15 protein-coding genes are annotated in these 13,501 nt (G+C 64.0%); 8 read left to right on the top strand and 7 right to left on the bottom strand.

The features are described 5' to 3' along the window. Positions 1-2: 2 nt before the first annotated feature. Positions 3-314, bottom strand: a complete 312-nt coding sequence (clpS, locus tag IB265_RS11920; protein WP_057253114.1) for an ATP-dependent Clp protease adapter ClpS — start codon at positions 312-314, stop codon at positions 3-5. Positions 315-510: 196 nt separating this feature from the next. Further along, a complete protein-coding gene (locus IB265_RS11925) occupies positions 511-1,077 on the bottom strand; it encodes a hypothetical protein (protein WP_057253113.1) in 567 nt (188 codons plus the stop codon). Positions 1,078-1,263: 186 nt separating this feature from the next. Here IB265_RS11925 and ychF point away from each other — a divergent pair, with 186 nt between their 5' ends. Then, positions 1,264-2,367, top strand: a complete 1,104-nt coding sequence (gene ychF, locus IB265_RS11930) for a redox-regulated ATPase YchF (RefSeq protein ID WP_057253112.1) — start codon at positions 1,264-1,266, stop codon at positions 2,365-2,367. An 88-nt stretch (positions 2,368-2,455) separates the two neighbouring features. Here ychF and IB265_RS11935 read toward each other — a convergent pair whose 3' ends face one another. After that, positions 2,456-3,562: a hypothetical protein gene (locus IB265_RS11935; protein WP_244495683.1), complete on the bottom strand. Its 1,107-nt coding sequence runs from the start codon at positions 3,560-3,562 to the stop codon at positions 2,456-2,458. 182 nt (positions 3,563-3,744) lie between these two features. On the opposite strand from IB265_RS11935, the gene IB265_RS11940 reads away from it, so the two are divergent. The 3 genes from IB265_RS11940 to IB265_RS11950 all read left to right on the top strand — a co-directional run bounded on the left by IB265_RS11940 (position 3,745) and on the right by IB265_RS11950 (position 5,034). Next, positions 3,745-4,197 carry a MaoC family dehydratase gene (locus tag IB265_RS11940; protein ID WP_057253110.1) on the top strand — a complete coding sequence of 151 codons (453 nt, stop codon included), beginning with the start codon at positions 3,745-3,747 and terminating at the stop codon, positions 4,195-4,197. Continuing rightward, entirely contained in the window at positions 4,197-4,667 is a 471-nt protein-coding gene (locus tag IB265_RS11945) for a MaoC family dehydratase (RefSeq protein ID WP_082616006.1), read from the top strand. The genes IB265_RS11940 and IB265_RS11945 overlap by 1 nt, the downstream gene beginning before the upstream one ends. A 154-nt stretch (positions 4,668-4,821) precedes the next feature. Further along, complete coding sequence (locus IB265_RS11950; protein ID WP_057253108.1) at positions 4,822-5,034, top strand: hypothetical protein; 213 nt, start codon at positions 4,822-4,824, stop codon at positions 5,032-5,034. A gap of 69 nt (positions 5,035-5,103) precedes the next feature. Here IB265_RS11950 and IB265_RS11955 read toward each other — a convergent pair whose 3' ends face one another. Next, positions 5,104-5,646 (bottom strand): adenine phosphoribosyltransferase, encoded by a 543-nt coding sequence (locus IB265_RS11955; RefSeq protein WP_057253106.1) that lies wholly within the window; start codon positions 5,644-5,646, stop codon positions 5,104-5,106. Positions 5,647-5,841: 195 nt separating this feature from the next. Between IB265_RS11955 and IB265_RS11960 the strand changes: the two genes are divergently transcribed. Continuing rightward, the gene (locus tag IB265_RS11960) at positions 5,842-6,027 is read left to right on the top strand and encodes a DUF1059 domain-containing protein (RefSeq protein ID WP_057253104.1); all 186 of its coding nucleotides are present in this window, start codon (positions 5,842-5,844) and stop codon (positions 6,025-6,027) included. A 31-nt stretch (positions 6,028-6,058) separates the two neighbouring features. On the opposite strand, the gene IB265_RS11965 is transcribed toward IB265_RS11960, so the two are convergent. From IB265_RS11965 to IB265_RS11975, 3 genes are read right to left on the bottom strand one after another with little or no spacing between them, the layout of a single operon-like run. Next, entirely contained in the window at positions 6,059-7,318 is a 1,260-nt protein-coding gene (locus IB265_RS11965) for a CCA tRNA nucleotidyltransferase (protein ID WP_057253102.1), read from the bottom strand. Continuing rightward, a complete protein-coding gene (locus IB265_RS11970; RefSeq protein ID WP_057253100.1) occupies positions 7,315-7,947 on the bottom strand; it encodes a CoA pyrophosphatase in 633 nt (210 codons plus the stop codon). Before IB265_RS11970 ends, IB265_RS11965 begins: the two co-directional genes overlap by 4 nt. Then, entirely contained in the window at positions 7,944-8,567 is a 624-nt protein-coding gene (locus IB265_RS11975; protein WP_113133451.1) for a DUF1285 domain-containing protein, read from the bottom strand. The genes IB265_RS11970 and IB265_RS11975 overlap by 4 nt, the downstream gene beginning before the upstream one ends. 171 nt (positions 8,568-8,738) lie before the next feature. Here IB265_RS11975 and IB265_RS11980 point away from each other — a divergent pair, with 171 nt between their 5' ends. The 3 genes from IB265_RS11980 to IB265_RS11990 are packed head-to-tail and all read left to right on the top strand — an operon-like array spanning position 8,739 to position 13,498. Then, positions 8,739-9,752, top strand: coding sequence for a MoxR family ATPase (locus IB265_RS11980; RefSeq protein ID WP_057253096.1), 1,014 nt, complete (start codon positions 8,739-8,741; stop codon positions 9,750-9,752). A 3-nt stretch (positions 9,753-9,755) separates the two neighbouring features. After that, entirely contained in the window at positions 9,756-10,676 is a 921-nt protein-coding gene (locus tag IB265_RS11985) for a DUF58 domain-containing protein (protein ID WP_192494797.1), read from the top strand. Beyond that, complete coding sequence (locus tag IB265_RS11990) at positions 10,673-13,498, top strand: DUF4159 domain-containing protein (protein WP_057253092.1); 2,826 nt, start codon at positions 10,673-10,675, stop codon at positions 13,496-13,498. Before IB265_RS11985 ends, IB265_RS11990 begins: the two co-directional genes overlap by 4 nt. Positions 13,499-13,501 lie beyond the last annotated feature (3 nt).

The following is a 13,501-nucleotide window of genomic DNA, read 5'->3' on the forward strand; positions in this document are numbered from 1 at the left end:
CGCTATTCCTCGGGTTCGGTGGTGAAGAGCAGCGGAAAACCCGCTTCCTTGGCAAGATCGGTCGCCGCCTTGGCCTTGGTTTCCGCAATGTCGCGCACACAGACGACGACCACCGAAGTGCCCATCTTGTGCGCCGTCATCATCACGCGGTAGCCGGCCTCCTCGCTCATATGGAACACGGCCTTGAGCACGCCGACGACGAACTCGCGCGGCGTATAATCGTCATTGAGCAACATAACCTTGTAAAGCTTCGGCCGTTCGAGCTTCGGCTTGACCTTCACTTTGACTTTTCTGGCAACCTCGTTGTCACTCATCGGAACCACCCCGTTGATGACAGAAAGAACGGAAATTCCTTAAACCAGAACCGATTTAGGGACAAAATCGTGAAGCAGATCTAAATGTTACAGCGACCTTAGTGCGTCTCAAGAGACGTGCGGCGCCGTATGCGCACGCACTATCCTACGGGCGGGCGCACCGATCAAGCAAAAGCAGGGGCGGCAGTCACGTCGGTCAGTTGGCCGGCCAGTGCCCGACGAACATCGACGCCGCCTCGTCATAGGAGCGGGCGTGCTCCAGTGCCGCCTCGGGCGTCTGCTTGCGTGCAAGAAGCGCATGATAGAAGCAATGCACGAAGAGCGGCGCATCGGCCCCTTCGGGCGAACCATCGGGGGCGACATAGAGGGCTGCGCCACCCGCCCCGACAAAGGCATCGCCGTACGCCGTGCCGCCGGTCTCGCAGCAGGTGCTGAGAACGATCTTGCCGCCGAGCCTGGCATGCTCGGCAACGACTGAAGGCGGCAGGCTACCGTCGACCAGCATCGATGTGTCGATGCCTTCGCAGTATTCTCCGAAGACGAAACCATTTTCGTCGCCGTGACCGCAGATGACCACATGCTGATGCACGAGTTCGCCGCCGGCGATCAAGGTCAGGAAGTCCGCGGGTGTCCCCGGCAGATGCAGCGTGACGACGGCGCCAAGGCTCTCCAGCATGGAACGGATCAGCAGGGCTTCAAGCGTGTCGCCGATATCGACGACCGCCACCGGCACGCGCGGGAACATGAATTTCTGATCGATCAATGTGGGCTCCTCAGATTTTTCGCCGCGACGGGCCGGCGGATTTCTGAGGGCATATGCGGGCCCAAATACCGCGCGTTCAACGGCGCAAGCCCCTTATTTACCGTGAACGGGGTGTCCACCCTTGACCAGGAAGCGCCCTTCCCGCATAGCCACGCCAACGGAATTTAAGGATACGGACGAGACCCCATGGGCTTCAAATGCGGTATTGTCGGGCTGCCGAACGTCGGCAAGTCCACGCTCTTCAACGCACTCACCAAGACGGCGGCCGCTCAGGCGGCCAACTATCCCTTCTGCACCATCGAGCCGAACACCGGCGAAGTGGCGGTGCCGGACCCGCGCATGCGCAAGCTTGCCGACATTGCCAAGTCGAAGGAAATCATCCCGACGCGCATCTCCTTCGTCGACATCGCCGGCCTCGTGCGTGGCGCGTCGAAGGGCGAAGGCCTCGGCAATCAGTTCCTCGCCAACATCCGCGAAGTGGATGCTGTCGTGCATGTGCTGCGCTGCTTCGAGGATGATGACATCACCCACGTCGAAGGCCGCATCCACCCGGTCGCAGATGCCGAGACGATCGAGACCGAGCTGATGCTCGCCGACCTCGACAGCCTTGAGCGCCGCACCGAGCAGACCCGCAAGCGCGCCGGCGGCAAGGACAAGGACTCCATGGCGCAGCTTCCGATCATGGAAGCCTCGCTGAAGCTGCTGCAGGACGGCAAGCCGGTACGCACGCTGCTTGCCAAGCTCGATGCCGAAGAACTGCGCATTCTGCAGAGCCTCAACCTCCTGACCGCCCATCCGGTGCTCTACGTCTGCAACGTCGCGGAAAGCGATGCGGTCGACGGCAACGAACACACCCGCGCGGTTGCCGAAATGGCAAAGGCGCAGGGGGCCGAAAGCGTCGTGATCTCGGCGGCGATCGAATCCGAAGTGGCACAGCTGCCGGAAGAAGAATCCAAGGAGTTCCTGAGCGCGCTCGGCCTAGAAGAAGCCGGTCTCGACCGTCTGATCCGCGCCGGCTACAAGCTGCTCGACCTCATCACCTACTTCACCGTCGGCCCCAAGGAAACCCGCGCCTGGACGATCCAGCGCGGCACCAAGGCACCGCAGGCGGCCGGCGTCATCCACACCGACTTCGAGCGCGGATTCATCCGTGCCAACACGATCGCCTACGAGGATTACATCACGCTCGGCGGCGAAGTGGGCGCCAAGGAAGCCGGCAAGGCGCGCGACGAAGGCAAGGAATACGTCGTCCAGGACGGCGACGTCATCCACTTCCGCTTCAACACGTAAGACTTGGCGCGGCGATCTTGCGTAGCAGGCGCAAGATCAAAGAGACAAGGTGCGCTGCAACGGTGCAGCGCACGCAGAGAACTCGGTATCACGGCGCGGCATGCAACCGCGCCGTTATCGTTTGCGGTAGCAGGTCCATGACCATGCGGCGCAACCGCTGCCAGAAGATGCCGATGAAGAGTACGGTCACGCCGACCACCGCGAAGGCGACGAAGACGTAGCTGTCGAGCGACGCGCCGGTCTGGCTCAGCATCGTCCACACCGCGCCCCCGAGCGACACCAGCCCCGACGTGACGAACGCACGCCGGTCGATGACCAGCCCGACCAGCATGAAGGCCGCAACGATCAGGATCGCGGCAACCGCTTGGCCGAAGCCGGCCTGACCGTCCCACCAGGTGCTGCCACCGTTCGACAGGAAAACCAGGCCCATCAGTGCGTAGAGCAATGCCGGTGCTGCGGCCAGGTGCAGCCAGAATGCCGTATCGGAGCGCGCGGTCTCACGCTGTGGATCGGAAACGTCGTAGCGCATGGCGGCCGCAAAAAGGCCCAAGGCTCCAACAAGAACGGTGAGCGCGAGAAGCATGAAATGGTCTTCGTTGGCAAGGTCGATCCCCAAGATCTTCTCGAGGGCAAGAAGGATCGCGACCACGCAGACGAGTGCGATCGATACCATCAATCCGGCCAGCGCCAGTGGCACACGATAGCGCCAGTAGAACAGGCCCAGCGGGATCGGGAACGCCGATAGGTAGGCGAGTGCAAAGATCAGCGGTTTCCAGGCATCCTCCTGCTCGCTCACGAACATCAGCGACGTCGTTCCGACCCAATGCACGAGCGCGACCGTCAGCGCCACCGACGGCAGTGCCAGCCGCTGGCGTCGCACCAGGATTTCGGCAAGAACGAGAATGACCGGCAGCGTTGCGAACGGACCACCCAGACCCCAAAGGCCGATCAGCACGACAATGACGCCGATGGTGATCAGGATATCGTGAAATCCCCGCACGAACCGCGGCTGCTCGCTGTCTTCGGCTGCACGCGCATCAAGCGCAGCGTCATGTCGCTCCGCGGCGGCATCCGGCGCCGTCGGCCCGAAGATCATGCCGCGGTCCGCAAGATAGGCTTCCAGATCTCTCACCTGGTTCGCTGAGATGATCCCTTTTTCGGCAGCGCCTGCGAGCGCTCTGTTCAGTTCGGTCACGAATGCTCCTCGATCAAGCGCCGGCGGATGCGGCAGCTAGACAGGTGGTTGCATGAACGTCCGGCATGCGCAACCTGGAAATTCAGCCCGCGCTGCCTCGCAACAGATCCGCTCAAATGGATTCCGCTTCGATAAATTATGCAGTAGGTAGACGGCAGCAAATCAGACGGGACAACTCAAGCATGCTGTATTTCGAGGATTTTTCCGAAGGGCGCCGTTTCGACTACACGCCGGTCGAGATGAAGCCGGCGGAGATGATCGCCTTCGCCAGTGAGTTCGACCAGCAGCCGATGCATCTCGATGAGGAAGCGGGAAAACGCAGCATTCTTGGCGGCCTTGCCGCGTCCGGCTGGCACACCAGCGCCGTCGGCATGCGCATGATGCTCGACGCCTTCATGGGCAATTCGACGTCTCAAGGGTCGCCCGGCATCGACTTCATGGACTGGAGGAAGCCGGTCATCGCCGGCGATATCCTCAATGGCTTCAGCCTCGTGCTCGAGGCGCGGCGGTCGAATTCGAAGCCCGATCTCGGCATCGTCAAATTCCGCAACGAAATCACCAACCAGGCGGGTGAGCCCGTGGCGGTCTCCGAATGCACCGTTCTCTTTCGCTGCCGCGAGAAGGGGCAAGCCTGATGATGACGATGGAAGAATTTTACGCCGCCAGGGCCAGGACCGCCATCGGCAGCCTGACCTTCACGGCCGAAGACATCATCCGCTTCGCCCGCGACTTCGACCCGCAGCCTTTTCATCTCGATGAGGAAGCGGCACGGCATTCGCTGTTCGGCGGGCTTTGCGCATCGGGCTGGCATACCAGCGCCGGATGGATGCAATGCTTCGTCCGCTTCTGGAGGAACGAGCAGCGCCGGCTCGCCGCCGAGGGTCTGCGTGCGCCGAACCTCGGCCCCTCGCCCGGTTTTCGCGATCTCAAATGGTTGAAGCCGGTCTATGCCGGCGACACGGTCACCTATTTCGTGACCTTCCTCGAAAGCCGCTCGCTCACCTCGAAACCCGGCTGGCGGATCAACACGATCCTGTGCGAAGGCGACAACCAGCACGGCGAGGCGGTGATCCGCTTTGAGAGCAAGGTAATCGAGTTCGTGTAGCAACGAGCGCCGCCTTCGGGCGACGCACCTCCAGAGACATCTTAATTCCAGCGCGGTTTGCGCGTAAAATCAGCACCAGACAAAGCGCGGTGCCGACTGTCACTTACCCCGTGCGGGATGCCCGCCTTGCATCAAGGAAACGGGAGTGTTGGCCATGGAAAAAACCCATGTCTGTGAACTGGCGGACGCCTATCTGCGTCTTGGCGGCCATCGCCGTGTCGTGATCGACGATAACGAGACATCCGTCAGAAGTTGGGAAGACGAGCCTCCGGAAGCCGAACAGTTTTGGCAAAAGGAAGTAGAGACACTGCCACCCGCCACACAGCGTGAAGTTCAGCTGATGTTGCGGACGATCAATCGCCTCTGAAGCGATCGAAAATGATCCGGTGCGGAACGCGCGGATTTCGATCCGCAATGCCGCTATCGCCCGTCAGGATCAGTGGCCTTCGAATTCGATCAGCGTGCGGACATTGACGCCGAGCGCTTCGAGCTTCTTGCGTCCACCGAGATCGGGGAGATCGATGACGAAGCAGGCGGCGACGATATCGGCGCCCATCTGCTTCAGAAGCTTGGTGGCCGCTTCCGCCGTCCCGCCGGTCGCAATCAGATCGTCGACGAGAATCACCTTCTCGCCCGGCTTGATGGCGTCCTTGTGCATCTCCATTTCGTCGACGCCGTATTCCAGGCTGTAGGCGATGCGCACGGTGTCGTGCGGCAGCTTGCCCTTCTTGCGGATCGGAACGAAGCCGGAAGAAAGCTGGTGTGCAATCGCGCCACCGAGGATGAAACCGCGCGCTTCGATGCCGGCGATCTTGTCGATCTTGGTACCGGCGTAGGGATGCACCAGCTCATCGATCGCACGGCGGAATGCGCGCGGATTGCCGAGCAGCGTGGTGATATCGCGAAACATCACGCCCGGCTTCGGATAATCAGGAATGTTCCGGATGGCGGAGATCAGTTCCGATTGAACGGTGGTCATGGGCAAAAGGGCCTTTGCGTCTCTTGTTACCGCAAACCCATAACACCATCGGCCTCTTTGTCTATAACGGTTTCTTCTCGCGTCGTCGGCGGGAACAATTGGCCGCCCTTGGGGGTTGATGCTACTCTAATCGTGCGGTCGCCCGACCGGCGCGCCGCGCTCTCGCATCAAACTTTAGACAGGGAAGGAAGCACCATGCGCCTGTTTGAATGCGGTTCCCTCGTCCCGGGTTGCGAATGGCACACGCGCGCCGACAACGATGCCGAAATCGTGCGCCGCGCCGTCGAGCACATGCGCGAAACGCACGGCGAGACGGTTATTCGCGAAAACATGATCGACAACATCAAGGCCCGGATCACCGACGAATCCAAGGCGGCGTAGCCGTCCGGCCAAGGCGGCGCTAGCCGTCCGATTAGTCCGGCTGCACCATGGCTTCGAGCCGGGCGATGAGGTTTGCCCGGTCGAGACTGAAGTTGCGCTCGATCCAGAGATTTTCGAGCTCCCCGAGGATTTCGCCCACGCGCGGGCCGGCCGCAACGCCGGCCTTCAGCACGTCGCCGCCATTCAGCGGGAAGCTCGGCCGCTTCCAGGCCTCGGCGCGTGCCAGCAGCCGGCGCAGTGACGCGGTCTCGGACAAAAGCGCCGGGTCGCCTTCCGACTTGCGCCGTGCCGTCGCCAGCGCCAGCCGCAGCCCTATGACAATCCCCTCCACGCCATGACGATAGAGCAACCGATCGAAGGCCGTATCGACGGTGGTCGCGGGGACCGCCGGCGCCTTGGCCCAGCGGTTGAAATAGGCAGCTTCCGCTTTCGACAGACGCAGACGCTCCGCCATTGCCTCCAGGCGCTCTTCGTCCGGCGGTACGATCGCGGCCAGGCGCAGAAGCGGATCCGGTGCCCAGCCAAAGGCGCGCTCGGCGGCAACGATATCCGGGATCGCGTCGATGCCCCATTTTTCCGTTTCCGGCAGAATTTCGGTGAGCACACCGGCTTGGCGCATCCACAGCAGCGCGCGGCCGGGATCGGCGGCGGAAAGCAACTTCTTTGTTTCGGCCCAGACCCGCTCGGCCGAAAGCGTTGCAAGCTTCGAGCGCGCCCTGGCACAGGCGCGCAGGCCCTCGGCATCCGGCCTGCCGCTGCCGTAGTGGGCGAAGAAGCGGAAGAAACGCAGAATGCGCAGATAGTCCTCGGCAACCCGCTCTGAAGCATCGCCGATGAAACGCAGCGTGCGCGTCTCGATGTCCGAGAGCCCGCCGACATCGTCGAACACGTCGCCGTGGTCGTTGGCGTAAAGTGCATTGATGGTGAAATCCCGCCGTTCGGCATCCGCCTTCCAGTCGCTGCCGAAAGCGACTTCCGCGCGGCGGCCATCGGTCGAAACGTCACGCCGGAGCGTCGTGACTTCATAGGGCGTTCCGTCGATGACGAGCGTAACGGTGCCATGATCGATGCCTGTCGGCACCACCTTGATGCCTGCCGCCTTCGCCCGCTCGAACACTTCGTCCGGCCGCCAGGTGGTCGCCATATCGATGTCGCCGGCCGGCAGCCCCATCAGGCTGTTGCGCACCGCGCCGCCGACGACCCGGACCTCGCCGCCCTCGACGTTCAGGACCTCGAAAACACGGCGGAGAGAGGGCGATGAAAACCAGCCTTCGCCGGCAACGGAAGTCATGCGTAAAGCCTTTCATAGAGCATGCGGAGAATGCCGGCGGTGATACCCCAGATGTTGCGATCACCATAGGGCATTCGATAGAAATGCCGCTCCTCGCCCTGCCAATGCCCGCGACCGCGGGCGTGATTGCTCGGGTTCATCAGGAAGGACAGCGGCACCTCGAAGACGCTTTCGACCTCGTCCGGATTGGCGATCAGTTCGAAGCCGGGCTTGACCACTGCCAGCACCGGAGTAATCCGGAAACCGGACATGGCCATGTAGTGCGGCAGCCGACCGATGGTTTCGACGAAGCGCGGATCGAGGCCGATCTCCTCCTGCGCTTCGCGCAGCGCCGCCACTTCGACGGAACGGTCCTCGGGGTCGACGGCCCCGCCGGGAAAGGCAACCTGGCCGGAATGCTTGCGCAGGCTCGCCGTGCGCTGGGTCAGGATGACGCTGGCATCGTCGCCATCGTCGACGACGGGCACGAGCACTGCGGCATCCTTCAGATGCAGCGTCTCCAGATAGGGCACGATGCCCGGATTGAGCAGGAAATCGCCATGGTCGCGCCAGGAGGTTTCCACCGGTCCGCCCATCTGGGTCAGCGCACGTCGACGGAATTCGTCAGCGGAGAAGAGATGCCGGTTCATCGCGACAGCGCTTCCAGCTCTGCCGCCGGCATGATCGGGAAGACGGCGCCGCCCGAGCGCACGCAGAACATCTCGGTGCCATCGACTTGCTGCGTCTCACCGAGTTCGACGATTTCGTACATGACGGGCCGGGAGACCAGCGCCTCCAGGCGCCCGCGCACATGCAGATATGGTTTCAGCTCCCGGTTCTCGCCGTGGATGACGAAGCGCAGCGGATGCTCCGGCCCGGCTTCGACCACATCGCCGACATTGGTGCGGAAGGTCAGGACCTGGCCCTGTTCTCCCTCGGTCATGCTCATTTCGACGGCCACGAACGGCGCATCGACGATGCGGATGCCGACCTTTTCCACAGGGGTCACGAGATAGGTGCGCCCATCCTCGTCCTTGCGCAAAACGGTGGAAAACAGCCTGACCAAGGGCTGCCGGCCGATCGGTGTGCCGAGATAGAACCAGGTGCCGTCGGCGCGGATCTCCATGTCGATGTCGCCGCAGAACGGCGGATTCCAGCGGTCCACCGGCGGCAGGCCGCGCGCCTTTTCGCCGGTCTGCCCCGCAGCACGCGCAATCAGTGCCGCCAGTCCGGCGGCATCGCCGGTTTGCTGAATTTCGGCTTCTGCCATTGTTCCGTCCCGTTTGACCACGATTTTCAGATCGAGACCTTTGATATGTCACGAGATAGTGCGTCGGCGCCGACTTGTCAGCCGTCCGGTAGGGTCTAAATTGGAATTTGGCAACTGAAATCCCGGTATAGGGCGATTCGGTTTAACAACGGGCGACCGGGGAGTACGACCATGACTGTCATGAAGGGCGCGGCCGACGCGATCGACGAGAAGACGATTGTCGCCGCGGCCGAAAGCGCACTCGGCGAAATCGCCCGGGTGCGTGCGGAAGTCGGCAAGGTTATTTTCGGCCAGGAAAGTGTTGTCGAGCAGACCCTGCTCGCCGTTCTCTCCGGCGGCCATGCCCTGCTCGTCGGCGTTCCCGGTCTTGCCAAGACGAAGCTCGTCGCCACGCTCGGCACGGTCCTCGGCCTTGATTCCAGCCGCGTGCAGTTCACGCCCGACCTGATGCCCTCCGACATCCTCGGCTCGGAAGTCATGGACCAGGATGCGGCCGGCCATCGCTCGTTCCGCTTCATTCCCGGCCCGATCTTCACGCAATTGCTGATGGCCGACGAAATCAACCGCGCCTCGCCGCGCACGCAATCGGCGCTGCTGCAGGCGATGCAGGAGTATCACATCACCGTGGCAGGCGCCCGCAAGGACCTGCCGGCGCCCTTCCACGTGCTTGCCACCCAGAACCCGCTGGAGCAGGAGGGCACCTATCCCCTGCCCGAGGCGCAGCTCGACCGCTTTCTGATGCAGGTCGATGTCGGCTATCCCGACCTTGCGGCCGAGCGGCAGATCCTGCTTGAGACCACAGGTGTCAGCGAAGCAACCGCTCACCCGGTCATCGATGCAGCGCGGCTGCAGCAGATCCAGGCCCTCATCCGACAGATGCCGATCGGGGAAAAGGTGGTCGACGCGATCCTGTCGCTCGTGCGCTCCGCCCGTCCGGGCAACGGCAATGCCGCGACCGACAAGAACGTTGCCTGGGGTCCCGGCCCACGCGCCGGCCAGGCGCTGATGCTCTGCGCCCGCGCCCGCGCGCTTTACGACGGGCGCCTGGCGCCGTCGATCGACGACATCCTGGCGCTTGCCGAGCCCGTGCTTCAGCACCGCATGGCGCTCACTTTCGCTGCCCGCGCCGAAGGCATGACCGTGCGCGACGTCATCGCCGATCTGGTGAAACAGGCCAGAGGCTGACGAATGGCCACCGTCGGGCACATAGTCTCGCGTACTCCTGCTGGTGAAGTACTTTCCCGCGCGCAACAGCGCGCCATGCTCGTTCCCGATTGCCTGGTCGAAGCACGGCGGATCGCCAATACCGTGATTTCCGGCTGGCATGGCCGGCGCAAGCGCGGCATTGGCGAGAATTTCTGGCAGTTCCGGCCCTACAGCGACGGCGAGAGCCTGTCGCGCATCGACTGGCGCCGCTCGGCGCGCGACGACCACACCTATGTCCGCGACCGCGAATGGGAGGCCGCGCACACCATCTGGCTGTGGGCGGATCTTTCCCCGTCGATGATGTACAAGTCGAGGATCGGCGCCGTCTCCAAGGAGAGCCGCGCGCTCGTGCTGATGCTGGCGCTCGCCGAGATCCTCGCGCGCTCTGGCGAACGCATCGGCTGCCCCGGCATCATGGAGCCGATCTCGGCCCGCAATGCCGCCGAACGGCTGGCGACCGCAATCATGCTGAGCCCGCTTGCGGAAGGCCTCCCCAATACCGGGATGATCCGCAGCGCCAGCGATCTCGTGCTGATCGGCGATTTTCTCGATCCGGCGGAAAAGATCATGGACCGCCTCGGCCCGCTGGCACGCCGGGGTTTGCGCGGCCATGTGGTCGAGATCGCCGACCCTGCGGAAGAGGTGTTTCCCTATAGCGGCCGCACCGAATTCACCGACCCGGAGACCGGCGAGAAGTTGACGGCCGGCCGCGCCGAAGTGCTGCGCGAGGACTATCAGCGCGCCTATGTCGGCCGCCGCGACAGCCTGGGCGTGACGCTCCGCCACCTCGGCTGGACCTTCACCCCGCACAGAACCGACCGGCCCGCCTCGGAGGCGCTCGTCGCCGTGCATACCTATCTCTCCGGCATGCCGGGACGCGCGACGCACGGGGGCCAGCTATGAGCAGCTTGCCCTTCCTGTTCACCAATCCCGCCATCCTCGCCGCCCTCGTTGCCCTGCCCGTCATCTGGTGGCTGCTGCGCATGACGCCGCCAAGGCCCGCGGCCGAAGTCTTCCCGCCGCTGCGCATCCTGGCGTCCGTGATGAAGCGCGAGGAAACCCCGGCGCAAAGCCCCTGGTGGCTGACGCTGCTGCGCATGCTGATGGCCGCGGCGGTGATCCTGGCGATCGCCGATCCGGTGTTCAACCCGCGGCAGAACACGCTTTCCTCCGCTGGCCCGCTGGCGCTCGTCATCGACAACAGCTGGGCGACGGTCTCCGATTGGGATCGGCGGGTCGAGGCCGCCAATGCGCTCATCGACGATGCGGAGGCGAAGGATCTGCCGGTTTCGATCGTCTTCACGACCGATCGACAGCACGATGCGACCCCGGCTTCCGCCACCACCGCGCGAGACCGGCTGGCCGCGGCGCAGCCGCAACCGCTGCCGGCCGCGCGCGATCGGGCGCTTGCCGCCATGAAAGCCGCCCTCGCGAACTCGCCGCCTGGCACGCTTGCGTTCCTCAGTGACGGGATCGAGGCTGGGGACGGTCAGACGATGCGCCAAGTCGCGGAGATCGGCGCGGCCAACGTCCGCCGGATCGAAGGCAATGCGGAAAGCGCCATCGCGCTGACATCCGCGACCAACGAAAACGAAGGCATGCGGGTCACGGCATCGCGGCTGCCGCTTGGCGAGCCACGCGCCTATTACGTCTTTGCCCGCGACGCGCGCGGCACCGCCATTGCCGAAGGCGAACTCCGCTTCGCCTCAGGCGCCACGGCAGCGAATGCCCTGTTGAGGGCCCCCTTCGAGCTGCGCAACGATTTCGCACGTCTGACGATCGAGGGCCAGGCGACAGCCGGCGGCATCCACCTGCTCGACGATGGCAATCGCCGTCGTCGCGTGGCGCTGCTGAGCGGCGAGGTTCACCAGTCGCAGCCGCTGCTTTCACCGCTCTATTACATCAAGCGGGCGCTCGAACCTCACGCCGACCTGATCGAGCCGCGAGAGGAAGCGATCGGCAAGGCGATTGCCGAACTTCTCGCTCAAAATCCGTCGATCCTGGTCATGGCCGACGTCGGCCGGTTGCCGGACGAAAGCTATCCGCTGGTGACGCGCTGGCTGGAGAATGGCGGCATGCTCGTTCGCTTTGCCGGCCCGAGGCTGGCCGGCGCGCCTGCCGACGACCCGCTCGTCCCCGTCATGCTCAGGCAGGGCGAACGGTCCCTCGACGGCGCGCTCTCCTGGTCAGAGCCGCAGCCGCTTGCCGACTACCCATCTTCCAGCCCCTTTGCCGGTCTCGAGCATCCGCGCGATGTCCTTGTCAAACGCCAGGTTCTGGCGCAGCCGACACCGGACCTTGCCGAACGGACCTGGGCCAACCTCGCCGATGGCACGCCGCTGGTCACGACAGCCGAACGCGGACGTGGACGCATCGTGCTCTTCCACGTGAGCGCCGACCCGGGCTGGTCGAACCTGCCGATTTCAGGCTCCTTCGTCGACATGCTGCGCCGGTCCATCCAGCTTTCACGTGCCGGCGGCATTGCCGGTGACCAGACAAGCAAGGCGCAGACCCTGCCGCCCTATCGCCTGGTAAACGCCCGGGGCGAACTGACCACCGAGACGGGCAGCGCCCGGCCGCTTGAGATCGCCCCCGGAGTTGCGCCGATTGTTTCCGCAGACACACCGCCCGGCCTCTACGGCTCTGAAGAGGGTTTCGTTGCCAACAATCTTCTCCCCGATGGCGGCAGCATCGCTCCGATCAGAGGCAGTCTCGTCAGCGAACGCGCGGAAGGGCTGGAAGGCGTGCGCCCGTTCTCGATCCGGCCCTATCTCTTCGGGCTCGCGCTGATGCTTTTCCTGATCGACACGTTGATCGTGCTTTCCATGGCGGGCGGCCTCACAGGATTGCGCCGCCGCGCTGCCGGCGGCGCCGCCACGGCAGCCGTGCTTGCAACCCTTGGCCTTGCCACCCTTGGCCTTGCTGCCCTGGCACCCACGATTGTTCACGCGCAGGATAGCCAGCCAAGCGACGCGCAGACACTGCAACGCCTCGACACGACCCACCTCGCCTATGTCATCACCGGCGAGGCCGAGGTCGATCGATTGTCGGAACAGGGCCTCCTGGGCCTCAGCAACTACCTGACCTATCGCACAGCCCTGGAACCGGGCGCCCCCGTTGGCGTCGATCTGGAACAGGACGAGCTGGCGTTCTACCCGATCATCTATTGGCCGGTATCCGCCACGGCGCCGATGCCGAGCAGCAGAGTGATGAGCCGGATCGACGCCTATATGCGCAATGGCGGGACCGTGCTCTTCGACACGCGCGACCAGTTCTCCTCGCTCACGCCTTCGGCGGCGGGCGACAGCCCCAATGTGCAGCGGCTGCAGGAGATGCTGAACGGCCTCGACATTCCGCCGCTGGAACCGGTGCCCTCCGACCACGTGCTGACAAAGGCCTTCTACCTACTTTCGAATTTTCCCGGGCGTTACACCGAGAGCCAGTTGTGGGTGGAAGCCGCCCCCCATGACGCCGAGGAGCAGAGCAACCGACCGGTGCGCGGCGGCGATGGCGTCACGCCGATCATGATCACCGGCAACGACTTTGCCGGCGCCTGGGCTGTCGACGCCAACGGCGCGCCGCTTCTGCCGACGGTACCGCCGGACGAAATGCAGCGCGAATACGCCTATCGGGCGGGCGTCAACATCATGATGTACATGCTGACCGGCAACTATAAGTCCGATCAGGTTCATGTGCCGGACCTCCTCCAGAGGCTTGGGCAGTGAGGG

Source organism: Ensifer sp. ENS10 (assembly GCF_014852025.1).
GTDB lineage: Bacteria > Pseudomonadota > Alphaproteobacteria > Rhizobiales > Rhizobiaceae > Ensifer.